The organism is Winogradskyella thalassocola, from assembly GCF_900099995.1.
GTDB lineage: Bacteria > Bacteroidota > Bacteroidia > Flavobacteriales > Flavobacteriaceae > Winogradskyella > Winogradskyella thalassocola.
Window position 1 is genome coordinate 102,429 of sequence record NZ_FNCZ01000005.1, and the last position, 26,290, is coordinate 128,718.

Here is a 26,290-nt window from a genome sequence, read left to right on the forward strand (position 1 = left end):
GTCAAAGATAGTTATTTCAAAAAAAAAAGTTAAGTCACTAAGTTAATGTCAGTTAAATTATATTTATCTTTCAACTAACTAAAAATATAATCCATTATGAAAATGAATTACCGTTCAGTAGTATTATTGCTGCTAACCTTGTGCTTGTCGAGTATTATTGAGGCACAACCCAAACAAACAGCTTCTGTAGAAGGGATTACAGAGTATATGTTAGATAATGGCCTTAAGGTCTTGTTGTTCCCTGATAATTCTTCACAAACTGTTACTGTGAATATTACTTACAAAGTAGGTTCTAGGCATGAGGGCTATGGGGAAAAAGGAATGGCGCACTTGTTAGAGCACTTAGTGTTTAAAGGCACTCCTAATCATCCAGATATTCCAAAGGAGTTAACCGCTCGTGGTGCAAGACCAAATGGAACAACCTGGTATGATCGTACCAATTATTTTGAAACGTTTAACGCTACAGAAGATAATATAGATTGGGCTTTAGATTTAGAAGCTGACCGCATGGTGAATTCATACATTGCAAAAAAAGATTTAGATTCAGAATTTTCTGTAGTTCGGAATGAATTTGAATCTGGTGAAAATAGTCCAACTGGAGTGCTTATGGAGAAGGTTATAAGTTCAGCGTTCTTGTGGCATAATTACGGCCAATCGACTATTGGTAATAAGTCGGATATCGAACGTGTGCCAATTGAAAATCTAAAAGCGTTTTACAAAAAGTATTACAGACCAGATAATGCTGTATTAATGGTTACTGGTAAGTTTGAGGTAGAAAAGACATTAGCTTTAATAAATAAAAAATTTGGTAGTATTAAAAACCCTGAAATTCCTTTAGTTGATGTTCCTACAATTGAACCAGCGCAAGATGGTGAAAAAAGAGTAGAGTTAAGTCGCGTTGGGGATTTGCAATTAGTATCGGCATTATTTCATACACCTGCAGGATCACATGAAGATTATGCTCCAATGGCTCTTGTTGAAAACATTTTAACGGACCAACCTTCAGGACGTATATATAAGGCCTTAGTAGAAGAGAAGCAAGCTTCGTCAGTTTGGAGTTTTTCACCTTTTACCAAAGAGCCTGGGTTTATGTATTTTAATGTTGATGTGCCTTCAGATAAATCGATTGAGACAGCAGAAACGACCTTATTAAATTTATTTGATGGGTTAAGAGAAAACCCAATTACCGAAGAAGAGCTTAAAAGAGCTAAGGCTAATATCTTAAAACAAATAGATCAGATTAGTAGAAACTCTTCATATTTAGGAACATTTACAAGTGAATTTATTGGAGCAGGTGACTGGAGATTAATGTTTATTCATAGAGATCGTATTGAGTCCGCTACATTAGAACAAGTAAATCATGTTTTGGGACGCTATTTTATTAAAACGAACCGGACTGTTGGGAATTTTATACCAACAAAAACACCTATGAGAATCGAAATCCCTCATACCGAAGGCTTGGAGGATTTAGTATCTAACTATAAAGGAAAAGAAGCCCTCAGTGCAGGTGAGGCGTTTGATGTTAGTTATGAAAACATTCAAAAGACATTAGATTCTGGTGAGCTTTCAGAAAGTAAGATTGAATATGGATTTATAAAAAAGGATAATAGAGGTGAAACCGTAAATGTATCCTTTACGTTTAGAAATGGAGGAGTTGATGACTTAATGAATAAAGGGAACGTTGCTAGTTTTACGGCTAGAATGTTAAATAAAGGCACGACATCTAAATCTAGACAAGATATCGAAGATAAATTAAGTGCGTTAAAATCCTCTGTGTTTTTTAGTGGTTCTAATGGTAAAACTACGGCTTACGTAAGCTCTACTAAGGAAAATCTTAAAGAAACATTGATGCTTATGACTGAGATGCTTAAAACGCCTGCTTTTGATAATGCAGAGTTGGAGAAGCTTAAAGCTGAAGAATTAGCAAGTATTGAAAGCAATAAAACAGAGCCACAATTTTTAGTTCAAAAAAGATTGGGTGCGATTAATCAGAAATATAAAAAAGGTCATCCTTTATATAATATGACCTTAGAGGAAGAGGTTGAAGCTATCAATAATGTTACGGTTGAAGGTATGCAAGCCTATTATAATGATTTCTATGGAATTTCAGATAGTGCTAACCTTATAGCTATAGGAAATATAGATGAAGAAGAATTAAAAACATATTTTGAAAACGAATTTTCGGATTTTAAATCTGATTTACCATATTCCGAAATTAAAGATCCGTTTTCAGGAAATAAGCCAGCAAACGAAAAGATTATTACACCAGATAAGAAAAATGCCTTTACGCTTGGTTTCTTAAACTTTGAAGGTAGTGAATACGATAAAGATTATGCAGCGTTACAGGTTGCAGGTTCTGTATTCGGTGGTGGTTTCTTAAACTCTCGTATCGCCACAAGATTACGTCAGCAAGATGGTGTCAGTTATGGTGCTGGTGGTGGAGTTAATGTAGATGGAGGTAAGGATGACAGAAATTCTGCGATGTATATTTATGCGATATACGCTCCTGAAAATGAAGCAAAAGTGCAACAAGGATTTGATGAAGAAATTGCACGTTTTATAAAAGATGGTATTACAGAGCAGGAATTAGAAGACGCTGTTAAAGGATGGGTACAAGCGCAAAGTGTGTCTAGAGCAAAAGATAATGAGCTTTCTAGTACAATTAATAACAACTTGTATTATGATAGAGACATGATGTTTCAAAAGGAGATAGAAGAGCAAGTAAAAGGTTTAACAGTTGAAGATGTTAATAAAGCTATTAAGACCTATTTTAAAGATTTTAAAAAATGGACAGTTGTGAATGCTGGAGATTACGAGAGCTTTGAAATAAAGAAGGAAGAAGTAAAGAAAATAGACGACTAGATTTAGTATCTATTAGTTTGAATAAAAAAAAGGCACTGTTAACCAACAGTGCCTTTTTTATTTTAATCAATTAAGATTTCTAATATTTGAATGGCGGCATCACTAATTTTGGTTCCAGGTCCAAAGACAGCAATAGCTCCAGCATCAAATAAATATTGGTAATCTTGCTTCGGAATGACGCCTCCGACAATCACCATAATGTCATCGCGACCATAGTTTTTTAGTTCGTCTATTACTTGAGGTACTAATGTTTTATGTCCTGCTGCTAAGGAAGATATACCTAAGATGTGTACGTCATTTTCAACAGCTTGTTTAGCTGCTTCTTTAGGTGTTTGGAAGAGTGGTCCAATATCGACATCAAAGCCCACATCGGCATAGCCAGTAGCTACAACTTTTGCGCCTCTATCGTGACCGTCTTGTCCCATTTTTGCGATCATGATTCGAGGTCTACGACCATCTTGTTCTGCAAATTGGTTGGCAAGTTCTCTTGCTTTTTGGAAACTCTTATCGTCTTTTATTTCTTTGCTGTACACACCTGAAAATGATTTAATTTGTGCTTTGTGTCGTCCAAATTCAGCTTCTAAAGCATCGCTTATTTCGCCTAATGTTGCACGTTTTCTTGCTGCATCTACCGCTAAAGCTAATAAATTTCCCTCACTTGTCTTTGCGGCTTCTGTTAATTTTGACAATGCTTCGGTTACAGCAGAATTATCACGACTTGCTTTTATGCTGTTTAAGCGTTCGATTTGTTGTAGTCTAACCGTTTGGTTATCAACTTCTAGAGTTGAAATCGGATCTTCTTGTTCTAAGCGGTATTTATTAACGCCAACAATAACATCTTGAGTTGAGTCTATTCGGGCTTGTTTGCGAGCTGCAGCTTCTTCGATTCGTAGTTTTGGAATACCAGCCTCAATCGCTTTGGTCATGCCGCCTAAATCCTCAACTTCTTGGATTAACTTCCAGGCTTCATTAACGATATCGTCAGTTAATTTTTCAAGATAATAGCTGCCAGCCCAGGGGTCAACGGTTTTTGTAATATGAGTTTCTTCTTGTAAGTAAATCTGTGTGTTTCTTGCGATACGAGCAGAAAAGTCAGTTGGTAAGGCAATTGCTTCGTCTAGAGCGTTGGTGTGCAGGCTTTGTGTACCACCAAAAGCAGCTGCAGAAGCTTCAATACAAGTTCGTGCTACATTATTAAAAGGATCTTGCTCAGTTAAACTCCAGCCAGAGGTTTGGCAATGGGTTCTTAGTGCTAATGATTTTTGATTCTTTGGGTTAAATTGCTTTACGAGTTTCGCCCAAAGCATACGGGCTGCACGCATTTTTGCGATTTCCATAAAGTGATTCATGCCAATGGCCCAAAAGAACGATAGTCTCGGGGCAAAGGTGTCAATATCCATACCTGCTTCAAGGCCTTTTCTGATGTATTCTAAGCCGTCTGCTAAAGTGTATGCTAATTCAATATCACAAGTGGCTCCAGCCTCTTGCATGTGATATCCCGAAATACTGATGCTGTTAAATTTGGGCATGTTCTTACTAGAATATTCAAAGATATCTGAGATAATCGTCATAGATGGAGTAGGTGGGTAGATGTAAGTGTTTCTAACCATAAACTCTTTTAAGATGTCATTCTGAATGGTTCCTGCAAGTTGCTCTGGTTGAACCCCTTGTTCTTCGGCTGCTACAATATAAAATGCCATAATGGGTAAGACGGCTCCATTCATTGTCATAGAAACCGACATCTTATCGAGGGGGATCTGATCGAATAAAATTTTCATGTCCTCGACAGAATCAATGGCGACACCAGCTTTACCAACATCACCAACAACACGTTCGTGATCAGAATCGTATCCTCTATGTGTTGCTAAATCGAAAGCGACTGATAGGCCTTTTTGTCCTGCGGCTAAGTTTCTTCTGTAAAATGCGTTGCTTTCTTCTGCTGTTGAAAACCCAGCATATTGTCTAATGGTCCAAGGTCTGCGAACATACATAGTTGAATATGGTCCACGAAGGTTTGGTGCGATACCTGCAACAAAATTAAGATGTTCTAAGTCTTGAATATCCTCTTTTGAATACGACGATTTTACTCTGATATTTTCAGCAGTTAAAAAGTCGTTCTCGCCTTCAGGATTTAAGCTTCGTGCTTCCTTCTTTAAAATTATATGTTGAAGATTTTTTCTTGACATTATGAATGTGTTTTTAAGGGTGTAAAGCTACTATAGGTTTTTTCTATAGTGAGTTTTACTCCTTGCTTAATCTTTTGATTTCCAATTTTTCAGATAGTCTTTTTTCAATGATTGGTTCAATTAAGGTTTTTCGCTTTTCAATTTTCAAAAATGGACTAATTTCTATATCAGTTTTCATTTTGTCTTCTGAATTTGGATGCTTGTTTGTGCCTAATAAGACTATTTTTTTAGCATCAAAATCGGCTTGTTCTTTAGCTGCACTTTCTTTAAGTTTTCGTTGAATAGTGCCTTCTTTTAGCTGGCTTAAAAAACCTCCATTGGCTTCAATATCTTTAAAGAGATTTAATGCGTTTTCGGCTAATTGTTCAGTTAAGCTTTCAATATAATAGGCTCCATCGGCTGGGTTATTTACTTTATCGAAATAGCTTTCATTCTTTAAAACTAAGAGTTGATTTCTGGAGATGCGTTCTCCAAATTCGTTTGACTTATGAAATAAAGTGTCGTATGGTAAGTTACAAATTACATTTGCTCCACCTAGAATAGCACTCATGCATTCGGTTGTGGTTCGTAACATATTGATGTTATAATCGTAAATGGTTTTATTGCGTTTACTTGGAGTGGCAATTATTCTGCAATCTGTACTTGCACCATATTCTGAAGCTAGAGTTGTCCATAGTTGACGTAACGCTCTGATTTTGGCAATTTCAAAGAAGTAGTTTGAACCTGTAGCTACGTTAAAGGTTACTTCAACTTCGCTTGGGGACCAGTTTTTACTACCTTCAAAATGATTTAAGTATTCGTTAGCATGTGCTAAGCTATACGCTAATTGTTGCACTATGGTGGCGCCGGCATTTTGATATAAACCTAAATCAACACTAATTTGATTGGTTGATTTAACAATAGAATCTAATTTACTGTGATCGTCGTTGAGGTTGTCGTACCAATTGCCTGTTTTGGCTAGGTTGCCAATGATGTCTGTATGGATATTTACTCGAGACTCTTCGACTGCGCTCAGAGTGACATCAAGGATGTTTTCAACATAGTTTTTAGAAAGAAAATCACATTTAACATCAATACTTGTTTTAGTCAGGTCGATATCTTGAAACAAATCCTTAATGGAAACAGTTTCTGATTCAATATTGAATATTAAACTTTCTGCACCACGGTTTATCGCATCTAAAGCTTTCGAATTGGCAGTTTTGGCATCAATGACTGCAATAGATTGGCAGATTTTCCAATCGGTGGCTTTACTGTTTGAAATTTCTGGTAATGTTTCAAATTCATCAGCGTGGTAAAATGGTTTCACATTAATACCTTCGTTGGTTTTCCAGATTAGCGTGTCGTTGTAATCTGCACCTTTGAGATCTACTTGTATTTTTTGTTTCCATGCTTTTGAGGACATGGGTTCAAAATCTTTAAATAATGATTTACTCATCTTTTTTTTGTTTCGGAATACTATCTTCGTATTCTATAATGAAGATGTCTTCGTTAGGCTTTTTCATGTAATAGGTTTCTCGTGCTGTGCGCTCAATACCTTCGTCTGTGCTTAATTCTTTAATGGCTTTATTGTCTTTAGCCATTTCGTTACGGTAGTGTTCTTTTTGGTATTCTAATTCGTTAATATCCCCATTTAATTCATGATGAAACAGCCATGAATGGGCATCAAAAAATAACATCCAAACCACAAAAACAATCAGAACAATCACATAGATGTTCTTAAATGGTTTTAGATATTTAATATTGAATTTTGACATTACAAGCGTTCGTTGATTATGGTTTTAACGATATCTACAGCGACCGTATTGTATTTGTTATTTGGGATAATGATATCAGCATACTCTTTCATTGGCTCTATGAATTGCTGATGCATGGGTTTTAAAGTCGATTGATAACGTTGAAGCACTTCATTGATGTCACGACCTCGTTCTGTGATATCTCGTCTTAAACGTCGTATTAAGCGCTCATCGGAATCCGCATGTACATATATTTTGATATCAAAAAGATCTCTGATTTCAGCATGAGATAATATTAATATCCCTTCAACAATCATCACCTTTCTTGGTTTTGTAACAATAACATCGCCTGTTCGGTTGTGTTTTACAAATGAATATACAGGTTGATTAATACTATTCCCTGCTCTTAATTCTTTGAGGTGTTGCTCTAATAATTCAAAATCTATGGATCTTGGATGATCAAAGTTAATTTTAACACGTTCTTCAAAACTTAAATGTGAGGTATCCTTGTAATAGGAATCTTGGGATATGACTCCAACTTCACCTTCTGGTAATTCTTTTAAAATGGTATTTACAACAGTTGTTTTTCCGCAGCCTGTACCACCTGCGATTCCTATAATTAGCATATTAGTTTTGATTTATTTGACTGTTGCAAATTTACTTATTTAAGTAGAATTGTGAATTTATAATTCGGAAACTTTCTCCGGAGTTACAAAGTTGTCAATAGTATTACCCCAACTATTATTAATATAATTTATAACATCTGCAACTTCTTCATTAGAAAGACCTAAAGGAGCCATTGTGCTATTGTAGGTAATGCCATTTACTTTTATTTCGCCAGACATGCCATATTTTGCAGCTTTGATGCTTTCGGTTTGATTCTCTCTTAAATAGTCTGAATCTGCTAATGGTGGAAACGCTCTTGGTACACCTTTACCATCTGGTAAATGACAGGTGATGCACATATCATCATATACAAGTTTGCCGCGTTCAATACTAGCTTTCAATTGCGATGAATCTTGATTGTCAGCGACTAGATTAGATTTTTTTGTATTTGAATTGCACGAAGCAAATAGTAGTATTGATACTCCTAGAATAATTATTCTTTTCATTTTCTAATCAATTTTACGATACCTAAATCTTCTATACCTACGTAAATAAAACCATCAGAGCCTTGTTCTACACATCTTACGCGTCCTAATCCATCGAGTAATCGTTCTTCTTTTATGACTTTATTGTCTTTTAAAGTACACATGTCTAAATATTTAAACTTGAGAGAACCTACGAGTAGGTTACCATCCCAATCACCATACTTGTCACTCTTAATAAATGCCATTCCGCTTGGTGCAATTGAAGGATCCCAATAATGAATCGGTTGTTCCATACCTTCTTTTTCGGTGATATCTGTAAATTTTGTGCCAACATAATTTACACCATAACTAATAACAGGCCAACCGTAATTTTTTCCAGCTTTAATGATGTTTATTTCATCACCACCTTTAGGGCCGTGTTCGTGAGTCCATATTTGTCTTGAATCTGGATGAAGCGTCATACCTTGAGGATTTCTGTGTCCATAAGAGTAAATAGCCGTTTTAGCTCCAGCGTCATTAACAAAAGGATTGTCTTCTGGGATAGAGCCATCGTCATTTAGGCGATAGATTTTTCCGCCATCTCTTGTAATGTCTTGTGGGTTTTCGTCTCTGTTTCCGCGTTCTCCAATGGAAAAATAGAGGTAGCCTGCATCGTCAAAAACTAAGCGCGATCCAAAATGTTGGCCTTTTGTAGTGTTCGGTGTGGCTTTATATAAAACTTGTAAGTTTGTTAAACTATTGTTTTCTAGTTTTGCTCTTGCTATCGATGTGTTTCCTCCGCTGTCTTCACCTTCTGAGGAGGCATAAGAGAAATAAATCCACCCGTTTAGGTCGTAATTAGGATGTAAAATAATATCTAATAATCCACCTTGACCACGAACATAGATTTCAGGTAGACCCGAAATACTTGATTTTTTTCCATCTTTAAAATGAATTAATTCACCAGATTTCTCTGTAATTAACATGGAACCATCAGGAAGAAAGGTAAAACCCCAAGGAATATTAATGTCTGAAACGATAACTTCGTGAGTGTTTTCTGAATTTTTAGGATTTTTATCTTGTGCGCATGCTATTGTGCTAGAGAGGATTAACCCGATAATGATGCTTTTCATATCCATAATAGTATTGTCTGAAAAAGATTAAGACTTTAAAGTTAGACAATTGTTGTTGGATTATAAAGAAAAATTATATATTTGCAGTCCGAAATTGGGAATACAAATTCGGGGTGTAGCGTAGCCCGGTTATCGCGCCACGTTTGGGACGTGGAGGCCGCAGGTTCGAATCCTGCCACCCCGACTTAATATTGTAAAAACCTTGTGAATTTAAAATTTGCAAGGTTTTTTGTTGTTATAGACTTTAGGTGACTAGGTTTTGTTTAAAATAAATAAGCCTTATTGTGTCTATTTGCTGTACTTATAATGAATTTACTGAGATAAGATATGAAGAATGAATTCTTCATGATACTTAATAATTAAGACCTAAAAACTCAGCATCACTTAAAGTATTCATAAAAACGATAAGATTTGTTTTTTCTTCTTCCGAGAGTGAAATTCTATTGTAGTTCTCTTTTAAAGTAGGATCTAAATTATCAGCTTCTAAAGTTGTAAATTGTCCAAAGCTACCGTAAGGTGCAGTAAATTCTATATTTCTTAATCTTGGGACTCTAAAACGCATGTAATCTTCAACAAGGCCTGTAATTCTGGTACGTCCTGCTTCTTCAGAATCTGAAACTTTAGCGAATTCCTTTTTTTAATGATATTTACCATTACAAGCTAATTCAGGCTTATCTATATTAACGTAAAGTTCATTTTTAGTGTAGTCATAAAAAGCAGCGTATTCCACATATGGAATCGTAGGTTTCAAAAGCATAAACAATGCTAAAAAAAAGTGTAGTTGTTTTCACATTTCAAAGGTCTTTAATTATTTTAAAATTTCTTAATGTTTTTAAATTTGAAATAGGTGTTATTATTTAGATAAATGAAATATTGAGAAATGATTATCTATTTAAATGCATAAAGAATATATAGATGGAAGATTTTATTCTAGCTTCATCCACACGAATTCAATTTTTTGATATTATTTTTAGAGCAATTATTAAAAAGAGTCTTTAATTTCGCAAAGAGAATCTATGCTCCTAATAAACGAATATGAAAATTGATAAATTCGTCCTATGTATTATAGGAATTATAATATTGGCTTACTTTTTTCCGCAATGGGGAATTGAAAATAGCGAAATCCCTATCGACACTATTAGTGCGATAGGGATTTCGCTTATATTCTTTTTTTATGGACTTAAACTGAATCCAACTCAAATTAAAGCAGGACTTAAAAATTGGAAGTTGCATCTTTTAGTGCAAGGTTCTACATTTTTAATGTTTCCGTTACTAATTTTACTATTGCGCCCACTTATTCAAAATGAAACACAAGACACCATTTGGTTGGCGTTCTTTTTCTTAGCAGCATTACCTTCAACAGTCTCATCATCTGTGGTAATGGTAGCTATGGCAAAAGGAAATATACCTGCAGCAATTTTTAATGCAAGTATTTCAGGAATTATCGGTATTGTTTTAACACCGCTTTGGATGGGTTTGTTTGTAGATCCTACACAAACAGATTTTGATTTTACAGAGATTTACATCAAACTCATTGTTCAAATTATTTTACCTGTAATTTTTGGTCTTTTTCTACAACGGTATTTGGGTGATTTTGCACGTAAACACAGTAGTAAGTTAACCTTGTTTGATAAGTCTATTATTCTTTTAATAATCTATAAAAGTTTTGCAGCATCATTTGATAATGACATTTTTAGTGTCGTTTCGCTTGTAGATTTGCTCTTGCTTTTTATTGGCGTTCTAGTACTATTTACAATTGTTTATTCTCTAACAGGTGTTTTTGCTAGAAAATTACATCTCAATAAGGAAGATCGTATTACTGCACAATTTTGCGGGACTAAAAAATCATTAGTTCATGGGACTGTTTTCTCAAAAATACTCTTCGGAAATATGGCTACTTTAGGTATTATATTGTTACCGTTAATGTTGTTTCATGCAACACAAATATTAATTATAAGTGTCATAGCTTCTAGGAAAAGTAACTAAAAACCTTAAAACCATTTAAAATGAATACCGGAAGCCACTACAGCCCCTACTAAAACGATAAGTATAAGAATAATAATTTTCGCTCCAAATTTTGTTTTCGTATCTTTTTGAAGGATATAATCTCTTGATTCATCCTCTTCTTCTTTTACAAACTTCATAATTTCTATTTTTTACTTGTTAATATACGTTGTCTTAATATTTACAAAGGCCAACATCCCTTCTTTAGATAATTCTCGACCATATCCTGAAATTTTTGTGCCACCAAAAGGTAGTCTAGGATCAGATTTTACCATCTCATTGATAAAAAAGCCACCATCTTCAATTTCTGAAATACGCTCTATCGCTGCTTCATAATCTGCAGTAAAAACCATAGTTCCCAATCCAAATTTAGAATTTGCTGCAGCTTGGTAAGCTTCATCTTCGGTTTTTACTTTCATAATAGCGGCAACGGGTCCAAATGTTTCTTCTTTGAATACGGGCATTTCAGTAGTTACTTCGGTTAGAATTGTCGGTTCGTAATAAGCTCCATTTCTTTTATGACCTTTTATGACTTTAGCTCCTAAATCAATTGATTTTTGAACTTGTTTTTCTAAAGTTTCAGCTAAATCTTCACGAGCCAAACACGATATTGTGGTATCGTCTTCTAGTGGGTTACCGTATTTTAAATCCTTTACTTTAGATGTGAATCTTTCAATAAAATCATCATAAATATCTTCTACAACTATAAATCGCTTTGCGGCAATACAACTTTGTCCGGAGTTTTGCATTCTCGCTTTAACGATAGTGTCTATATATTTCTCTAAATCCGCATCTTTTAAAATGATGCAAGCATTATTTCCTCCCAATTCTAAAAGGGACGGCTTTAAATTTTTACCGGCAAGCTCTGCTATTTTTCGGCCTGCTTTTTCACTGCCAGTTAAGGAAACTGCTTTTACAATATCATTGCTCATAAGGTCTTCAATAGTCTCATGATCCGTAACTAGGGTTTGAAAACATCCTTTCGGGAACCCTGCATCTATAAATAGTTTTTCAATAGCAATGGCACAACCCGTAACATTAGAAGCGTGTTTTAAAAGTGCCACATTTCCCGCTGTTAATGTCGGAATTGCAAATCTAAATACTTGCCAAAACGGATAATTCCAAGGCATAATAGCTAACACACAGCCTAAAGGATCATAACTTATAAAACTCTCGTACGCTTCGGTTTCAATAAGATCATCTTCTAAAAATTGTTCTGCATTTTTGGAATAAAAGTCAATAAGATAAGTGCATTTTTCAATTTCAGCTTCACTTTCAAGAATTGGTTTTCCCATTTCTTCAGTCATAAGTTGACTTAAATACTGCTTATTTTTAAATACTTCGTTAGCCAAATTTTGTAATAATTCAATACGACCCTCAATTTCAAATTGTTTCCAAGTTTTAAAAGTTGAATCTGCTAATTCAAGTTTATCTTCTAATAGGGGTTTTGAATCTTGTTTATAGGTTCCAAGATGATTTCCGTTATAAGGATTGTATGTTTTTATAGATTTCATAATAATAAATATATTTTCAAATTTAAACAGGTTAAGCAAATTGTGTTAGTTCTATTACTTAAATGTTTGACGCTAATAATTAATAGCATTACAGCTAATATCAATATCTAAAGAGCTAAGCTTTCATTGGGGTTAGATATATCTTTGTAATACAGCAACGTGCTGAACATTAAAATTAATAAAAAACATATCATCATGAGTAATAACGGAAATACAGTTTTAGGAATATTAGCAGGAACAGCAGTAGGAGCAGTCTTAGGAATTTTATTCGCACCAGATAAAGGTAGCGTCACAAGACAACGAATTGCAGAAGAAGCAGCAACGAAACGAGACTTAATGGCTGAAAAAGCAACTGAGTTAAGAGATTCTTTAGGTAATACTATTGCATCACAGAAAGAAAATTTAGATCAACAAGTAGACTATATTGTTTCTAATGCGAGTTATAAAGCAGAAGATGTGATTACTACACTTGAGTCTAAATTAAAAGACTTAAAAGAAAAGAATAAAACTTTACAGAAAAAAGCATAATCCATGAGTGTATTTAATGACATAAATCACACCACAGAAAAAGCTTCTCATATTGGTGAGCGCTATATTAGAGCGTCTCACCAATATTTTAAGTTGAAGATTTTTCAGCAGTTAACCCTTTCACTAAGCTTAGTGACTAAGGTTTTAGCTGTTGGTAGTCTCTTGTTTGCAGGATTAGTTTTCTTGTCTATTGCAGGAGCTTTAGAATTGGGTAATACTCTAAATAGTTATTCATTGGGATTCTTGTTAGTTGGTCTTATTTACGTAGTGATTTCGATTTTAATCTATTTACTTAGAGTTAAATTCAATGCGTATATTATAAAGAAAGTTGGACTTAAATTTTTTAATTAAAATGAAAACATATACTACATTTAAAGAAATAGAGAACGATTTAACACGTCATAAGTTAGAGCGCGATATTGCTTGGGAGGAACTTAAATTGATTAAAACGGAATATAAACAAGATTTAGAACCTCTGAACTGGATCAGCACAGCCTTAAAATTAACAGGAAAATACAGTTTTATCGCAATGATTAGAAACTGGCTTTTTAAAAGGTAAGTTTGCTTCACCTAAACTTTAGCATTGGCGATCTATCGAAAGATGCTATTTTCTCTCCAAAATTCTTCAATTAGGCTGTGAAAATTTCCTAGTTTAATAAAGAATAGTCCCTATGTTGTTTGGGCTGATAATAATTTATATCAATTTTTTGTTGAATTATGACTTGTTTGCGTCATGTATGTCAATATGTATAAAGCATAACTATAGAAAGACCATGTCATAACAGTTAACTTTTCAATTATATGAGCAAATGAGAGTTTGTTTCTATAATTAGCTTTGTTGTGCAACAGTATAAATCAGCCAAAATCAAGTAATTATGAATATATATGAAGCTATTAGGAAAGATCACGACATTCAACGGGATTTATTGGATAAGTTAGTAGACACCTCTGGTGATACCAAAATACGACACGATTTATTTAAAGAGTTACGTAAAGAATTAACGCTTCATGCTAATGCAGAGGAGCGTCATTTTTATAAACCTTTAATTCCTACAGATATGATGCAAGAGCATGCGCGACATGGTATAGCAGAGCATCATGAAATTGATGAACTTATTGAGCAGTTAGAAAAAACAGAAATGGATTCATCTGCATGGTTAAAAATTGCGAAAGATTTGAAGCATAAGGTGGAGCATCATTTAGAAGATGAAGAACATAGCTTTTTTCAACTATCGGGCAAAGTCTTTAATGAAAAGGAAAAACAGACATTGGCCACCAAATATAATGCTTACATGGAAGCGCATAGGTAACATTAATATACTTAGAATAAGAGCTATCTTTTTAATTAAAAGGATAGCTTTTTTTATTTCTATAAGACTGATATTCAATAATAGCCAATTGTATCAATCATACTTTTCTTAAAATATGTTAAGATTTTAGTCTGTATTTAATTGCGTTAATTTCTTCAGTAATTGAATTAATCAACCCTTAATAAGATGACTACTTTTGAGTATCAATTAGTGCTAATAACACTATCGATGTAAAAAGGTAAGCATCTAACAAAAATTACCTTAAAATTAAAATTCAAAAAAAAATGGCAACATACACAGAAGAAGTAGGAAATAGACTTAACGGTTTATTAGAGAAAAATTACGATGCAGAAAAAGGGTATACAAAAGCTGCGGAAAACACAAAACATTCCGGCTTAAGAACTTTTTTCAATAGAAAAGCATTAGAAAGAAAAACCTTTGGACACGATCTTAAATCAGAGATTAGAGCTTTTGGACAAGACGTGGATAAAGGAGGAAGTTTTACTGGCGCAGCGCATAGAACATGGATGGACGTTAAAGCTATGTTTTCAGCCGATAATGAAGAATCAATGTTAGAGGAAGCTATTAGAGGTGAAAAAGCGAGTGTAAATGAGTATGATGAGGTATTGCAAGAAGCAAGTTTACCTAGTAGTACAAAATCAATCTTGTTATCACAGAAACATCAAATTGAATCGGATTTATCGAAAGTTAAATCTTTAGAGAATTTAAAATAGAATTTAAATTCTAAATCTTAAAACAAAAAAGAGAGCGTAATCTATATTTTAGAATACGCTCTTTTTTTTTGAAAGACTATGAGATCTAGTAATCTGGTTAAGATCAATAGCATATGAGCAAATCTATTACGGAATTATAAGCCATCTTTGTAAGGAAGGTTAGAAGTACTAATCTATTAACTAAAAACCAAATAATTATGTTACGTTGGACAATCACATTCGTTATAATAGCATTAATCGCAGCCGTTCTAGGATTCGGAGGAATTGCAGGAGCAGCAGCAGGAATAGCTAAAATCGTCTTCTTTATATTTATAGTACTTTTTGTACTGTCTCTATTAAAAGGGGTGGTAAAGAAATAACTCAGGATATAAATTTATAAAATAAAATAGCCATAGAAATTTTTATTTCCATGGCTATTTTTTTATGCTCTAATTCTATCATTCAACGCGTTTATAGTTTTCAGAATAAATTTTATTACCATCTTCATCTATCTCAATTTGTTCAAAACGATCTTCAGATAATTCGAGCTTAAAATTAAACTCTTGTTGTTCTTCTATAATCTCATTCATAAAAGCAGAACCGAACTCTAAAACTTCGGTTAAACCATCATCGTTATAATTATAAGAACCGTATCCGAAAAATTCAATGGAATCGGTTTTTAAAAGTTTACACCACATTACCTTACTATCGGTGTACATTTTAATTTGTCTTGAGATCGTATTATTAGAAAATGAATCTAACACCACATTATCTTTATAATTATAAAACCCAACGAGTTCCCAGGTGCCATTGAGGCCTTTTTTGTTAATTTCTGAAATTTCTTCCGTTTCAATATTTTCTGTAGCCTTTTGGTCTTGTTCTTTACAAGAAGATATAAACACCATAGCGAGACTTAAAACTAGTATTTTGTACGACATAATTTCTAGGGTTTTACTATTAAACACCTTTAAATTACGAAATTATAAACAGAAAGTGCTTAGATTCATAAAATTTATGACGCTATAATTACTGTTAATAACTTCGTTGTAAGGAATTGAACAAAAAACCTACTTTTGTTTTATATAATAAAATACAAAATATGTCTGATACAATTGAAAAAGTAAAGTGTTTAATTATAGGGTCTGGACCTGCAGGATACACAGCTGCAATTTATGCGTCTAGAGCAAATATGTTTCCTGTTTTATATCAAGGGGAGCAGCCAGGTGGTCAATTAACGACAACTAATGATGTTGAGAATTTCCCAGGGTATCCTGATGGCATCACAGGACCTGAAATGATGATACAATTACAGAAGCAAGCAGAACGGTTTGGAACAGATGTAAGACATGGTTGGATTACTAAGGTCGATTTTTCAGGTGATGTTCATAAAGCTTGGGTAAATGAAGAGAAAGAAATTCATGCCGATACGATTATAATTTCTACAGGTGCATCTGCAAAATATTTAAACTTACCTTCTGAACAAAAATATTTAAAATTAGGTGGTGGAGTATCCGCTTGTGCAGTTTGTGATGGATTCTTTTATAGAAATCAAGAAGTTGTGATTGTTGGAGCAGGAGATTCTGCTTGTGAAGAAGCTCATTATTTATCTAAACTTTGTAAAAAAGTAACCATGTTAGTGAGACGAGATGAATTTAGAGCCTCTAAAATCATGTCAAAACGCGTTAAAAACACAGAGAACATCGAAATATTATTCAACACAGAAACTGATGAGGTTTTGGGTGATGGACAAGTGGTAACTGGTGTTCGTGTAATTAATAATAAAACCAATGAAAAGCAGGATATTGAAGCTACTGGTTTCTTTGTCGCTATTGGTCATAAGCCTAATACAGATATTTTTAAAGACTATTTAGATCTAGATGAAACAGGCTATATTATTAATGCTGTACCAGGAACAAGTAAAACCAATGTAGAGGGTGTATTTGTAAGTGGTGATGCCGCAGATCATGTTTATAGGCAAGCTATTACTGCTGCAGGAACTGGTTGTATGGCTGCATTGGATGCAGAACGCTATTTGGCAGCTAAAGATTCTGATTTTGAGGTTGCGACCTCTAATTATAATTAAATTAATTATTACATATATTATATAGCCGAAGTTAAACACTTCGGCTTTTTTTTTGTTCAATAGTTAAAGTTTCATGATTGATAGGTTTTTAAAAAAAATCTCAATCATGACTTTTATCATAATTTAGAATGGTTTTTATGTAAATCTTTGCCGAAACATTTAAACACAATTATGAAACATTCAATTAAATCCCCAGTATTCTTTTTAGCAGTTTTACTAAGTAGTCTATTTTCTTTTCAGGTTGCTTTATCTCAAAATTATATTTTAAGTAATTCTTCTTCTGTTTTAGAAGTGCATGGAACTTCGTCTTTACATGATTGGACATTAGAAACGGAAAAGCAATCAGGTAAAGCAGTTATCACAAACTCAGAGGACTTAGAGATTAGTAGTCTTAATTTTTCTGTTGAAGCAGAAAGTCTTAAAAGTGGTAAGTCATCAATGGATAAAAACACTTATAAAGCTTTAAACACCGATGATCATAAAACGATAGACTTTAATCTTACAGCATTAAAAAACGTAACGAAATTATCTGATCAATCTTTCAAAGTATCTGCTTCAGGTAAAATGACTATTTCTGGTGTAACAAATTCAATAACAATTGATATGACAGTGAAACTAGAAGGAAATAAGCTTTTACTTAATGGAGAAAAATCAATTAAAATGACTGATTTTGGAATTGATCCACCTAAAGCCTTATTAGGAACCATTAAAACAGGAAATGAAATTAAAATCGAATTCAAATCTGTATTTGAACAAAAATAAATAAAAATTAAAATCAACTTAAAATTAAATTTATAAATTATGAAATCAGTATTAAAACTCGTAACACTTGTCATGGTTTTGACAATGGGATATTCTATATCTGCACAAACTAAAAATCTAAGAGACTTTGACAATTACAGACAGCCAGACCAAAGAGGAGTAAATGTTTTTGAAGCAAAAAAAGACACTGTAACTGCTTTTGAAGAACTTCATGTTAGAATAGGAGGATCATTTGCACTTCAGTACCAAGCCTTAGATAATGAGAATTCAGGTGTAACACCTTTATCAGAAGTAGGTAGTAACTTTAACTTAGCGACTGCTAATTTAGATTTAGATGTGGCACTTTATGATGGTGTAAGTATGCACTTAAGAACATATTTATCTTCTAGACACCACCACGAACCTTATGTAAAAGGTGGTTATTTTAAAATAGATAAATTAGATTTTATCTCTAAAGGATTTATGGAAGATCTTATGAAGCACACGACTATTAAAATTGGTCATATGGAGAATAACTATGGTGATGCACACTTTAGAAGAAGTGATAATGCACAAGCTATTCACAACCCATTTGTTGGAAACTTAATCATGGATTCATTTACAACAGAAGTTGGTGCAGAAGTATACTATACAGCTGACAATGGATTTTTTGGGATGGTTGGATTCTCTAATGGTAAACTAAACCAAAGCACTACAATATCTGATGGTTCAACTGGTGGAGCTTCATTTTTGGCAAAATTAGGGTTCGATAAGCAAATCAATGATGATTTCAGATTTAGATTATCAGGATCTTTATATAACACAGGCTATGCACCAAATGTATATTTATATTCTGCAGATAGAGCAGGTTCTAGATATTATAACATTATGCAAGATGCTTCTGCAACTAGTGATAACTTTAGATCTGGTCGTTTTGATCCTGGTTTTAGAAATCAAATCACTGCAATTATGATTAACCCATTTGTAAAGTATGGTGGTTTAGAATTTTTTGGAACTGTTGAATTAGCTTCAGGGAAAGCGTTAGCAGAAGCAGACAGAAGAGATGCTAATCAATATGCTGGTGAGGTGATTTACAGATTTGGAGATACAGAAAACGTATACTTAGGTGCGCGTTATAATACGGTAAGTGCTGAATTAGCTAGTGGTGATGATGTTAGTGTAGATAGATTTCAGTTAGGTGCAGGTTGGTTTTTAACTCAAAATGTATTAATGAAAGCTGAATATGTAGTTCAAAAATATAAGGATTATCCAACAGGGAATCTTCTTGAGGACGGTCAGTTTGATGGACTTATGTTAGAAGCGGTGATAAGTTTTTAAGGGTTAGTTTTTTAAAAAAGGCCTTCATCTTTTGGGATGAAGGTCTTATTTTTTTTATTTTTAATTATGGTTAAGACATTATCATTTTTCATTTTAGTTTTCTTAGGATCTACGTGCTCTACTTTTTTTGGAGTAGAAGCAATAGAATTCAAAGAATCAACTGTGGTTTTATCTTCTGAAAGTTACCTAAAAATTAAAGGTAAAACTAATGTAAGTACGTTTGAGTGTCAGTTTGATATGACGACTATTTCTGAAGCAATAAGCATCAGTTATAAAGATTATGATAAAAGAATTAAATTTAATGACACCAAATTAACACTTCCTAATATTGAATTTAATTGTGGTGGTAAGGCTATTAATAAAGACTTTAATAAATTACTTAATACTGAAGAGTATCCTGAAATAGTACTTAAGTTAAAAGAGATTTCTAAAGTTAAACCCAATGATGATTCAACTACTGCAATCATAGAAATTACAATAAGTAATATTGTAAGGACTTATACCGTTCCAATTTCTATAACTAAAAATAGTGATTTGCATGTAAGTGGAGTAATGCCTTTAGATATAAATGATTTTAGTTTAACTGCACCAACAAAAATGTTGGGTATGGTTAAGGTCTCACCAAAAATTGAGATTCAATTCTCTCTTAAAATTAAAGAGTCTTAGTGCTTTTTAGCGTTTCTTCTTCTGTAACTTAGCTGTATCTTCAAATTTAGTAATGGTTATTGCAGGACTACCAAAAAGGTAAACTTCACTATTTCCAGAAGCAGCAATCGTAATGTTATCGGTTACAGCAATGGTTAAATCGCTATTGTCTTCTAAACTTACATCTGAAGTTTTTACATCAAATTTGGAACCATTAAAATTGGTTGAATTATCCATTCTAATTACAGACGTACTTGCAGTACCCTCAATAACGGCATCAGAACGTAGATATAAATCAAAATCTGCAACCTTACTAGTAATTAAAGCATCTAGCTTACTATTGTCTGTTAATTCTATTTTTGTGTTATCCGCAGTAAGGTTCAATCTCGTTTTTGATTTCCCAGAGCTTTTATACGTGAAATTTTTCGCATTAATATTTAAATAAGCTCTAGAGTCGTCTGCAGTTGTTAATGTAACATCAGCAAGTTCCATAGAGGTTAGAGATCTAATCTCCCCATCACCTCTAGTTTCTATATTACTAAGGCCATCACTATAATTTACAGTGATATTCAATTTCTTCTTAGAAGTGATACGTGTGGTTTCTGTGAATTTGAGTACACCATCAACCACATTAAATTGAATAATTTCATGCAAATTGTCGTCTGCCTCGATATTTACAGATGGTTTACTGTTGTATACAATTTCAATTGAAAAATCACCATCGACCACAATCGAATTAAATTCATCAATGAATGTTTGCTTTATGGTAACATTTCTGTCCCCTTTAATTTTGTCTTCCGATTGCGCTTGTACTATTGGGGTAGCTACAATCATTAAAAGCAGAATGAGTATTGTTTTTTTCATGTTCTAATGTTTACTGTCTTTTAAAGAGACACAAAACCCATAGAATAAGTCACTTATTATGTTTTTGACTTCGGTATGGAGTTCTGATTGTCAATATTAATGATTTCTGTTTAATATTGGTCAATTAAAAGCTAATAAACTAAGATAAGCAAAAACCATCCCAAACTCTAAGTAGAATTTAAGATAGCTTTTAATTGGTTGGTATACAGTTGTTTGGTGTGTAAATTAAATAAATAATTAGTATTACATTATTTGTTTATTGTTGCTTTACGCTACCAGCAGAATTATCAGATTTATTAACTTTTTCAGGGTTTCCAGAATATCTTATATCTCCACCACTAGTTGCATTTGCGGTTAGTTCTTTAGAGGTGTTTACAGAAATATCGGCACCGCTTGTTGCTTTTACATTAGAGGTTTGTGCTTTTAAATTAGAAGCGTCAATATCGCTACCACTTGTGGCTTCGGCAATTAAGGATTTAGTAGTTCCGCTTACCTCAATATCACTACCGCTTGTAGATTTACATTTTAAGGTTTCGGTTATCACATCTAAGGTTATATCGGCTCCACTCGTGCAATTGAGTTCTAAGCTTGAGACAGATATAGTATTTGTAGAATAGACATCGCTTCCGCTTGTGGCTTTAATTGCTGAGATGGTTTCAATACTCAATAGCACCTTTTTTGAGCTTGCCCTTCTAATGTTTTCGGTAGTGTATATGCGTAAGATGCTATTTTCTACGTCTGTCATAATTAAATCCTGAAGGTTTTCGTCGGCTTCAACGCTAAGTCCTATAGCATCAGATTGTGTGATGTATAAATCAATGCCTTGGCTAACTTTAATCTCATCAAAGTCAGATGAGATATCTCGCTCTAAAGTAACAACGTTGCCATTGCCATCAACACCTTTTCCTAAATTCATAGAGAAGTTGCAAGAGAGCATTACTAAACTAATAATACTAATGATAATAATTCTGGTTAGTGTGGTCATGATTTCTGTTGGTTTTTTGATTGATGAATTGTTTGTTATATAAATTTAAGTTGATTAGACTCGGTTACATATTTTAAAGTGATGAATTGTTGAATCTTTAGTATCAATTGTCATTAACTTCAATACTGACTCCGTTTTCATCATTAATTTTTATGTTGACTTCAGATTTTTTTGGTTCATGCTCTGTGTTTTTAAGCGTTCCTATTTCTTGCTCAACGATGTCTTCAGCAGCTTCCTCAAAGACATCTTCAATATCTTGCTCTTTGATTTCTTCAACACAGTCTAAACATTCAAGGTCATTCATATTAACTTTGTAATAATGATTATCCATTTCGCGGGTTAACAAATTGTCTGGTGCGTTGTAATATTTTGAAAAACGCGACACATAATTATCAGTCTGAAATACTGTTCCTTCTGGTAAATAGATGTAGATCTCTATTTGTTGATCACTAAATTTATTAGATCCTTCTGTCGTAAAGTAAGAATCCATTTTCAGTTCGTTTTTATTCAGCTCATAATTGTAATTTATGTTCTGTGCGCGTTCTCTAGCTAAATCATAGCTACTACCACTTGCAAGCGAATGAATTTTAATACTTGCTAAAGAATCTGAAGTATGTTTTATAATAAGTCTAACATCTGTGCTAGATATTATTTTCTCTCCGTTATTTGAAGCGCTGACCTTATAATTTTGATAATTTCTATGAAAATTTTGATTATAAGTATTATGACTTAGCATTCTTAATTTGAGCGTATCACTAGAAGTGATATTTATTTGCTTTTCTACTTGTACAGTAGTAGCATCATAAGCATGCTCTGTGGCTTGTCTTATACCGGTAACAACTAAGCCGATTATTGCCATTACCCAAATTCCTAAAAGCGCAAACTTGGCAACATTACCAATAGATTTTAGATTGTTTACTAGAATCTTTAATCCTAAGTAAAATACAAAGAAGAAAGGAATTCCGATTGCGAAAAATAACAACATGGACATTAACCAAATTGGAATATTAGCGGCATTTGAAGCATCAATAAAATCCATACCAGGAAAATGAACTGCATCTGTAATTCCAACGGTGAAAAAAGCAATTATAAGCCCGATTATGACGCTAATACCAACGATAATTAAAATAATACCAATGAATTTTGCAATCACTTTTAAGAAAAACATAATGATAGAACCAATGGTTTCAAAAAAGGATTGAGAACTCGATTTTAGCTTACTACCTTGCTTTTGAAAATCGACACTTTTTACAGTTTCAGATATATTATCTGAGACATGATCAAAACCTTCTTTTAGTTTATCTCCATGTTTTTTTAAATCTACATTTTTGAAGTTTTCGGATACAGTATCAATACCGTCTTTAATTTTTTTTTCGATGTTACTGATGTTTACAGCATCACCAGTCATGGTGAGTTTTTCAGCAGTAGTTTTGGCTTCAGGTATTAAAGCCCAAAGTAAAATATAAAGTAAAAATCCTGTACCAGCACCAAATATTAAAATAACCCAAAGCAGACGAATCCATAAAGCATCAATTCCAAAATAGTGCCCTAAACCAGCAGAAACACCACCAACATACGAGTTGTCTGTATCTCTAAACAATCGTCTCGTTGAACCCGATTTTTGCTTGTATTGCTGTTTTGGTTCATCTTCAAAAATTTCGTCATCTACTAAGTAGTCTTCTGGTTGTCCCATAATGGTAATGACCTCGTCAACTAACTTTACACCAACAACTTGCTTTTCGTTTTGAATGCGTTCTGCAAATAATTCGGCAATTCTAGCTTCAATATCGGCGATGATTTCTGATCGGCCTTGAGAATCTGTAAATGAACGTTTTATAGCCTCAAGATAGCGTGATAATTTGAGGTATGCATCTTCGTCTATATGGAAGAATGTACCTGCTAAATTTATATTGACTGTTTTATTCATTTCTTTGGTGTTTTTGTGTTGGTTACTAGGTTAACTGCATTTTGTAGATCGCTCCATGTGGAGTTTAATTCGTTAAGAAACAGTTTTCCTGTTTCAGTTAGTCCATAATATTTTCTTGGTGGACCAGAAGTCGATTCTTCCCAACGGTAGTTGAGTAATCCTGCATTTTTTAATCTTGTTAATAGTGGATATATAGTTCCTTCTACAACAAGCATCTTTGCGTCTTTTAATGTGCCGAGAATTTCTGCAACGTAAGCATCTTCATCTTTTAGGATGGATAAAATGCAATATTCCAAAACACCTTTACGCATTTGTGCTTTTGTGTTTTCTATTTTCATGTGTGTTTTCTATTTTTTAATAAGGACACATGCAGTTCGCGCGTGCGATATTTATTAATTGATGATGTTTTGTAATGCGCTCGTGTCATAGTCGATGTGTCATTAATTTAATTAAACTGTTCATTTTTTGATTGATTTGATTATTGATGAATACTTTAAATTTATTTTAAAAAGTTGATAGTTAATGGATATTTAAACGCGTTTCCGTCTCTTGCAGATAGACTAGCTTTAACAATAAGGGCTAATTCGATTATAAAAGCAACAATTGCTAAGGCACCTAAACCGCCACCTATGTAAAGTAGAGGAGAAGGCTCTCCTATATTAATATGAAAATTGTTAAAGCCATGGAAGTCTAATATATCCATACCTCTAAATATTTTGAATATAAAAAACGGAACACTGAGCGTACCTATTATAATAGCATAGAGCAGAACGCTTATCTGAAAATTAATGGCCTGCTTACCGTGCTGATCTATAAATTCGGATTTGTTTTTATTGGCTGCCCATAATACTATAGGACCGATGAAATTCCCAAATGGAATTACAAATCTTGAAAACGTTGACAAATGTATAAATGTCGCTAAATTTTTATGGTGATTATCTATCATTTTATAAAGTATATAATAGTTGCTTATACAAATATATGTCTTTAAAAAGGTATTATGTTACGCATAGTACTAAAAATTAACATTTCTTTAACATTAGTAAGGCTTAATATTTTCGCTTATTTTAGTGGTGAAATAGAACTGTACTTATGAATATCACACCCTCTAAACTAAATAAATTCTTAATGTTTAAGCTACCTGCCGCCTTTTTTACAGGTGTTAGGACTAAGGAGTTAAATGAGAACTCTTGTGTCGTTTCTGTAAAACACCGTTGGGTAAATCAAAATCCATTTAATTCTATGTTTTGGGCTGTACAAGGTATGGCTGCCGAATTAACAACCGGAGCATTAGTGATGAAAAAGATAAGAGGAAGCGGTAAAAAAATATCCATGTTAGTGGCTTCTAATAATGCCTCATTTACAAAGAAGGCTACAGGTAGAATTATGTTTACTTGTAATGAAGGGCATAAAATAGACGACGCTATAAATAAAGCTATTGAAACAGGAGAAGGCCAAACGGTTTGGTTAAATTCTAAAGGAGTCAATAAAGATGGAGTAGAAGTGTCTAACTTTAATTTTGAGTGGACGCTTAAAGTAAAATCTTAAAATTATTTAGCAAGTAAAGGCCAGTTTCTTCTATTTATGTGTAACATTTTTTTGTTTTTTACAACCTATAAATGAATCAATCAAATCAATAAAAATTAGAATTATGGAAAAATTACCAGACTATAACGACAGAAATGCACACGAAATAGATTACCGTATTTACGGAGAAGAAATGCAATATGTAGAAATAGAGTTAGATCCACAAGAAGCTGTCATTGCGGAATCAGGAAGTTTTATGATGATGGATGATGGCATTAAGATGGATACCATTTTTGGTGATGGCTCACAAAAAGATGCTGGAATTTTAGGTAAAATCCTTGGTGCTGGAAAACGGATTCTTACTGGTGAAAGTTTATTTATGACAGCCTTTTACAATGATCTTACAGGCAAACGTAATGTATCTTTTGCGTCACCTTATCCTGGGAAAATAATTCCGATTGACTTATTAGAATTTGGCGGAAAGTTTATATGCCAAAAAGATGCCTTTCTTTGTGCTGCAAAAGGAGTGAGCGTGGGTATTGAGTTTTCTAAAAAATTAGGACGAGGACTTTTTGGAGGAGAAGGCTTTATAATGCAGAAGTTAGAGGGTGATGGAATGGCATTTGTGCATGCAGGAGGCACCACGGCGGTCAAAACCTTAGCAGCAGGAGAAACTCTACGTGTAGATACAGGATGTATCATTGGTTTTACTCAAGGTGTTGATTATGATATAGAATTTATTGGTGGCATTAAAAATTCCATTTTTGGAGGAGAAGGTTTGTTTTTTGCTAAGCTTCAAGGGCCAGGAAAAGTGTATATACAATCCTTACCATTTAGTCGACTTGCAGGCAGAGTTTTAGCTTCTGTTCCAAGAGGAGGAAAATCTAAAGGAGAAGGCAGTATTCTCGGTGGCTTAGGTGATTTATTAGATGGTGATAATCGGTTTTAAGAGCCTGATTTATGTAATAGTTTGATATTTAGTTTGTTGTAGTGTCAGAATTACCCTTTAAAAAGTGTAGGCTTCATCGCATAATTTCAAACTTTTAACATAACAAGCTGTTAAACTTTTCTTGAAAGTGAATTTCATTAGTATATTTTGCTATCTTTAAGTCAGAATTGAAACACTA

Annotated in this window: 28 protein-coding genes, 1 tRNA gene and 1 pseudogene; 15 read left to right on the forward strand and 15 right to left on the reverse strand. The window is 33.4% G+C overall.

Annotation, left to right across the window (positions count from 1 at the left end; translation table 11 throughout):
- Positions 1 to 96: 96 nt before the first annotated feature.
- Positions 97 to 2,862: a M16 family metallopeptidase gene (locus tag BLT80_RS13020; RefSeq protein ID WP_092468698.1), complete on the forward strand. Its 2,766-nt coding sequence runs from the start codon at positions 97 to 99 to the stop codon at positions 2,860 to 2,862.
- A 62-nt stretch (positions 2,863 to 2,924) separates the two neighbouring features.
- Here the strand turns inward: BLT80_RS13020 and scpA are convergent, their stop codons facing one another.
- Genes scpA through BLT80_RS13050 form a run of 6 tightly spaced genes read right to left on the reverse strand, consistent with a single transcriptional unit; the run spans position 2,925 to position 8,984 of the window.
- On the reverse strand, positions 2,925 to 5,048 hold the full coding sequence (scpA, locus tag BLT80_RS13025) for a methylmalonyl-CoA mutase (protein WP_092468700.1): 2,124 nt from the start codon (positions 5,046 to 5,048) through the stop codon (positions 2,925 to 2,927).
- 55 nt (positions 5,049 to 5,103) lie between these two features.
- On the reverse strand, positions 5,104 to 6,483 hold the full coding sequence (locus BLT80_RS13030; protein ID WP_092468702.1) for a methylmalonyl-CoA mutase subunit beta: 1,380 nt from the start codon (positions 6,481 to 6,483) through the stop codon (positions 5,104 to 5,106).
- Positions 6,476 to 6,802 carry an FtsB family cell division protein gene (locus BLT80_RS13035; RefSeq protein ID WP_092468704.1) on the reverse strand — a complete coding sequence of 109 codons (327 nt, stop codon included), beginning with the start codon at positions 6,800 to 6,802 and terminating at the stop codon, positions 6,476 to 6,478. The genes BLT80_RS13030 and BLT80_RS13035 overlap by 8 nt, the downstream gene beginning before the upstream one ends.
- Positions 6,802 to 7,407, reverse strand: a complete 606-nt coding sequence (gene udk / locus BLT80_RS13040) for a uridine kinase (RefSeq protein WP_092468706.1) — start codon at positions 7,405 to 7,407, stop codon at positions 6,802 to 6,804. The genes BLT80_RS13035 and udk overlap by 1 nt, the downstream gene beginning before the upstream one ends.
- Positions 7,408 to 7,464: 57 nt before the next feature.
- The gene (locus BLT80_RS13045; protein ID WP_092468708.1) at positions 7,465 to 7,893 is read right to left on the reverse strand and encodes a c-type cytochrome; all 429 of its coding nucleotides are present in this window, start codon (positions 7,891 to 7,893) and stop codon (positions 7,465 to 7,467) included.
- Positions 7,890 to 8,984, reverse strand: a complete 1,095-nt coding sequence (locus BLT80_RS13050; protein ID WP_092468898.1) for a PQQ-dependent sugar dehydrogenase — start codon at positions 8,982 to 8,984, stop codon at positions 7,890 to 7,892. Before BLT80_RS13050 ends, BLT80_RS13045 begins: the two co-directional genes overlap by 4 nt.
- Before the next feature lie 109 nt (positions 8,985 to 9,093).
- Between BLT80_RS13050 and BLT80_RS13055 the strand changes: the two genes are divergently transcribed.
- Positions 9,094 to 9,168 (forward strand) — tRNA-Pro (locus BLT80_RS13055).
- A gap of 168 nt (positions 9,169 to 9,336) precedes the next feature.
- Here BLT80_RS13055 and BLT80_RS13060 read toward each other — a convergent pair.
- Positions 9,337 to 9,597: pseudogene (locus BLT80_RS13060) on the reverse strand (cytochrome-c peroxidase); the annotation flags it as partial.
- Positions 9,598 to 10,019: 422 nt separating this feature from the next.
- Here BLT80_RS13060 and BLT80_RS13065 point away from each other — a divergent pair.
- Entirely contained in the window at positions 10,020 to 10,970 is a 951-nt protein-coding gene (locus tag BLT80_RS13065) for a bile acid:sodium symporter family protein (protein WP_092468712.1), read from the forward strand.
- A 5-nt stretch (positions 10,971 to 10,975) separates the two neighbouring features.
- On the opposite strand, the gene BLT80_RS20130 is transcribed toward BLT80_RS13065, so the two are convergent.
- Both BLT80_RS20130 and BLT80_RS13070 read right to left on the reverse strand, forming a co-directional pair.
- Positions 10,976 to 11,128 carry a hypothetical protein gene (locus tag BLT80_RS20130; protein WP_175455611.1) on the reverse strand — a complete coding sequence of 51 codons (153 nt, stop codon included), beginning with the start codon at positions 11,126 to 11,128 and terminating at the stop codon, positions 10,976 to 10,978.
- Between the two features lie 12 nt (positions 11,129 to 11,140).
- Positions 11,141 to 12,502, reverse strand: coding sequence for an NAD-dependent succinate-semialdehyde dehydrogenase (locus tag BLT80_RS13070; RefSeq protein WP_317041774.1), 1,362 nt, complete (start codon positions 12,500 to 12,502; stop codon positions 11,141 to 11,143).
- A 195-nt stretch (positions 12,503 to 12,697) separates the two neighbouring features.
- Between BLT80_RS13070 and BLT80_RS13075 the strand changes: the two genes are divergently transcribed.
- From BLT80_RS13075 to BLT80_RS13100, 6 genes are all read left to right on the forward strand, one after another.
- Entirely contained in the window at positions 12,698 to 13,030 is a 333-nt protein-coding gene (locus BLT80_RS13075) for a YtxH domain-containing protein (RefSeq protein WP_092468714.1), read from the forward strand.
- A gap of 3 nt (positions 13,031 to 13,033) precedes the next feature.
- Entirely contained in the window at positions 13,034 to 13,381 is a 348-nt protein-coding gene (locus tag BLT80_RS13080) for a hypothetical protein (RefSeq protein WP_092468716.1), read from the forward strand.
- 1 nt (position 13,382) lies between these two features.
- Positions 13,383 to 13,589 (forward strand): DUF6327 family protein, encoded by a 207-nt coding sequence (locus BLT80_RS13085; protein ID WP_092468902.1) that lies wholly within the window; start codon positions 13,383 to 13,385, stop codon positions 13,587 to 13,589.
- A gap of 316 nt (positions 13,590 to 13,905) precedes the next feature.
- Positions 13,906 to 14,340 carry a hemerythrin domain-containing protein gene (locus BLT80_RS13090; RefSeq protein ID WP_092468718.1) on the forward strand — a complete coding sequence of 145 codons (435 nt, stop codon included), beginning with the start codon at positions 13,906 to 13,908 and terminating at the stop codon, positions 14,338 to 14,340.
- A gap of 284 nt (positions 14,341 to 14,624) precedes the next feature.
- Entirely contained in the window at positions 14,625 to 15,074 is a 450-nt protein-coding gene (locus tag BLT80_RS13095) for a ferritin-like domain-containing protein (RefSeq protein WP_092468721.1), read from the forward strand.
- Between the two features lie 197 nt (positions 15,075 to 15,271).
- Positions 15,272 to 15,433 carry a DUF1328 domain-containing protein gene (locus BLT80_RS13100; RefSeq protein ID WP_092468724.1) on the forward strand — a complete coding sequence of 54 codons (162 nt, stop codon included), beginning with the start codon at positions 15,272 to 15,274 and terminating at the stop codon, positions 15,431 to 15,433.
- A 78-nt stretch (positions 15,434 to 15,511) separates the two neighbouring features.
- On the opposite strand, the gene BLT80_RS13105 is transcribed toward BLT80_RS13100, so the two are convergent.
- Positions 15,512 to 15,991 carry a hypothetical protein gene (locus BLT80_RS13105; protein WP_139181070.1) on the reverse strand — a complete coding sequence of 160 codons (480 nt, stop codon included), beginning with the start codon at positions 15,989 to 15,991 and terminating at the stop codon, positions 15,512 to 15,514.
- A 161-nt stretch (positions 15,992 to 16,152) separates the two neighbouring features.
- Between BLT80_RS13105 and trxB the strand changes: the two genes are divergently transcribed.
- The 4 genes from trxB to BLT80_RS13125 all read left to right on the forward strand — a co-directional run bounded on the left by trxB (position 16,153) and on the right by BLT80_RS13125 (position 19,881).
- Positions 16,153 to 17,136, forward strand: coding sequence for a thioredoxin-disulfide reductase (gene trxB / locus BLT80_RS13110; RefSeq protein ID WP_092468728.1), 984 nt, complete (start codon positions 16,153 to 16,155; stop codon positions 17,134 to 17,136).
- A 171-nt stretch (positions 17,137 to 17,307) separates the two neighbouring features.
- Positions 17,308 to 17,898: a YceI family protein gene (locus BLT80_RS13115; RefSeq protein ID WP_092468730.1), complete on the forward strand. Its 591-nt coding sequence runs from the start codon at positions 17,308 to 17,310 to the stop codon at positions 17,896 to 17,898.
- 39 nt (positions 17,899 to 17,937) lie between these two features.
- Entirely contained in the window at positions 17,938 to 19,215 is a 1,278-nt protein-coding gene (locus BLT80_RS13120; protein WP_092468732.1) for a hypothetical protein, read from the forward strand.
- 66 nt (positions 19,216 to 19,281) lie between these two features.
- A complete protein-coding gene (locus BLT80_RS13125; RefSeq protein ID WP_175455612.1) occupies positions 19,282 to 19,881 on the forward strand; it encodes a YceI family protein in 600 nt (199 codons plus the stop codon).
- Between the two features lie 6 nt (positions 19,882 to 19,887).
- On the opposite strand, the gene BLT80_RS13130 is transcribed toward BLT80_RS13125, so the two are convergent.
- From BLT80_RS13130 to BLT80_RS13150, 5 genes are all read right to left on the reverse strand, one after another.
- Positions 19,888 to 20,724: a GIN domain-containing protein gene (locus BLT80_RS13130; RefSeq protein ID WP_245710252.1), complete on the reverse strand. Its 837-nt coding sequence runs from the start codon at positions 20,722 to 20,724 to the stop codon at positions 19,888 to 19,890.
- A 256-nt stretch (positions 20,725 to 20,980) separates the two neighbouring features.
- Positions 20,981 to 21,709: a head GIN domain-containing protein gene (locus BLT80_RS13135; RefSeq protein WP_092468736.1), complete on the reverse strand. Its 729-nt coding sequence runs from the start codon at positions 21,707 to 21,709 to the stop codon at positions 20,981 to 20,983.
- 103 nt (positions 21,710 to 21,812) lie between these two features.
- Positions 21,813 to 23,636, reverse strand: a complete 1,824-nt coding sequence (locus BLT80_RS13140) for a PspC domain-containing protein (protein ID WP_092468738.1) — start codon at positions 23,634 to 23,636, stop codon at positions 21,813 to 21,815.
- Positions 23,633 to 23,974, reverse strand: a complete 342-nt coding sequence (locus BLT80_RS13145; RefSeq protein WP_020896132.1) for a PadR family transcriptional regulator — start codon at positions 23,972 to 23,974, stop codon at positions 23,633 to 23,635. Before BLT80_RS13145 ends, BLT80_RS13140 begins: the two co-directional genes overlap by 4 nt.
- Positions 23,975 to 24,135: 161 nt before the next feature.
- Positions 24,136 to 24,582, reverse strand: coding sequence for a DUF4870 domain-containing protein (locus BLT80_RS13150; protein WP_092468740.1), 447 nt, complete (start codon positions 24,580 to 24,582; stop codon positions 24,136 to 24,138).
- A gap of 146 nt (positions 24,583 to 24,728) precedes the next feature.
- Between BLT80_RS13150 and BLT80_RS13155 the strand changes: the two genes are divergently transcribed.
- Complete coding sequence (locus BLT80_RS13155; RefSeq protein ID WP_092468742.1) at positions 24,729 to 25,184, forward strand: DUF4442 domain-containing protein; 456 nt, start codon at positions 24,729 to 24,731, stop codon at positions 25,182 to 25,184.
- A 103-nt stretch (positions 25,185 to 25,287) separates the two neighbouring features.
- A complete protein-coding gene (locus BLT80_RS13160; RefSeq protein ID WP_092468744.1) occupies positions 25,288 to 26,112 on the forward strand; it encodes a TIGR00266 family protein in 825 nt (274 codons plus the stop codon).
- Positions 26,113 to 26,290 lie beyond the last annotated feature (178 nt).

Excerpts from the sequence above, each read along its gene's own strand:
- BLT80_RS13020 (WP_092468698.1), top strand. The coding sequence starts at position 97 with ATGAAAATGAATTACCGTTCAGTAGTATTATTGCTGCTAACCTTGTGC.
- scpA (WP_092468700.1), bottom strand. The coding sequence starts at position 5,048 with ATGTCAAGAAAAAATCTTCAACATATAATTTTAAAGAAGGAAGCACGA.
- BLT80_RS13030 (WP_092468702.1), bottom strand. The coding sequence starts at position 6,483 with ATGAGTAAATCATTATTTAAAGATTTTGAACCCATGTCCTCAAAAGCA.
- BLT80_RS13035 (WP_092468704.1), bottom strand. The coding sequence starts at position 6,802 with ATGTCAAAATTCAATATTAAATATCTAAAACCATTTAAGAACATCTAT.
- udk (WP_092468706.1), bottom strand. The coding sequence starts at position 7,407 with ATGCTAATTATAGGAATCGCAGGTGGTACAGGCTGCGGAAAAACAACT.
- BLT80_RS13045 (WP_092468708.1), bottom strand. The coding sequence starts at position 7,893 with ATGAAAAGAATAATTATTCTAGGAGTATCAATACTACTATTTGCTTCG.
- BLT80_RS13050 (WP_092468898.1), bottom strand. The coding sequence starts at position 8,984 with ATGAAAAGCATCATTATCGGGTTAATCCTCTCTAGCACAATAGCATGC.
- BLT80_RS13065 (WP_092468712.1), top strand. The coding sequence starts at position 10,020 with ATGAAAATTGATAAATTCGTCCTATGTATTATAGGAATTATAATATTG.
- BLT80_RS20130 (WP_175455611.1), bottom strand. The coding sequence starts at position 11,128 with ATGAAGTTTGTAAAAGAAGAAGAGGATGAATCAAGAGATTATATCCTT.
- BLT80_RS13070 (WP_317041774.1), bottom strand. The coding sequence starts at position 12,502 with ATGAAATCTATAAAAACATACAATCCTTATAACGGAAATCATCTTGGA.
- BLT80_RS13075 (WP_092468714.1), top strand. The coding sequence starts at position 12,698 with ATGAGTAATAACGGAAATACAGTTTTAGGAATATTAGCAGGAACAGCA.
- BLT80_RS13080 (WP_092468716.1), top strand. The coding sequence starts at position 13,034 with ATGAGTGTATTTAATGACATAAATCACACCACAGAAAAAGCTTCTCAT.
- BLT80_RS13085 (WP_092468902.1), top strand. The coding sequence starts at position 13,383 with ATGAAAACATATACTACATTTAAAGAAATAGAGAACGATTTAACACGT.
- BLT80_RS13090 (WP_092468718.1), top strand. The coding sequence starts at position 13,906 with ATGAATATATATGAAGCTATTAGGAAAGATCACGACATTCAACGGGAT.
- BLT80_RS13095 (WP_092468721.1), top strand. The coding sequence starts at position 14,625 with ATGGCAACATACACAGAAGAAGTAGGAAATAGACTTAACGGTTTATTA.
- BLT80_RS13100 (WP_092468724.1), top strand. The coding sequence starts at position 15,272 with ATGTTACGTTGGACAATCACATTCGTTATAATAGCATTAATCGCAGCC.
- BLT80_RS13105 (WP_139181070.1), bottom strand. The coding sequence starts at position 15,991 with ATGTCGTACAAAATACTAGTTTTAAGTCTCGCTATGGTGTTTATATCT.
- trxB (WP_092468728.1), top strand. The coding sequence starts at position 16,153 with ATGTCTGATACAATTGAAAAAGTAAAGTGTTTAATTATAGGGTCTGGA.
- BLT80_RS13115 (WP_092468730.1), top strand. The coding sequence starts at position 17,308 with ATGAAACATTCAATTAAATCCCCAGTATTCTTTTTAGCAGTTTTACTA.
- BLT80_RS13120 (WP_092468732.1), top strand. The coding sequence starts at position 17,938 with ATGAAATCAGTATTAAAACTCGTAACACTTGTCATGGTTTTGACAATG.
- BLT80_RS13125 (WP_175455612.1), top strand. The coding sequence starts at position 19,282 with ATGGTTAAGACATTATCATTTTTCATTTTAGTTTTCTTAGGATCTACG.
- BLT80_RS13130 (WP_245710252.1), bottom strand. The coding sequence starts at position 20,724 with ATGAAAAAAACAATACTCATTCTGCTTTTAATGATTGTAGCTACCCCA.
- BLT80_RS13135 (WP_092468736.1), bottom strand. The coding sequence starts at position 21,709 with ATGACCACACTAACCAGAATTATTATCATTAGTATTATTAGTTTAGTA.
- BLT80_RS13140 (WP_092468738.1), bottom strand. The coding sequence starts at position 23,636 with ATGAATAAAACAGTCAATATAAATTTAGCAGGTACATTCTTCCATATA.
- BLT80_RS13145 (WP_020896132.1), bottom strand. The coding sequence starts at position 23,974 with ATGAAAATAGAAAACACAAAAGCACAAATGCGTAAAGGTGTTTTGGAA.
- BLT80_RS13150 (WP_092468740.1), bottom strand. The coding sequence starts at position 24,582 with ATGATAGATAATCACCATAAAAATTTAGCGACATTTATACATTTGTCA.
- BLT80_RS13155 (WP_092468742.1), top strand. The coding sequence starts at position 24,729 with ATGAATATCACACCCTCTAAACTAAATAAATTCTTAATGTTTAAGCTA.
- BLT80_RS13160 (WP_092468744.1), top strand. The coding sequence starts at position 25,288 with ATGGAAAAATTACCAGACTATAACGACAGAAATGCACACGAAATAGAT.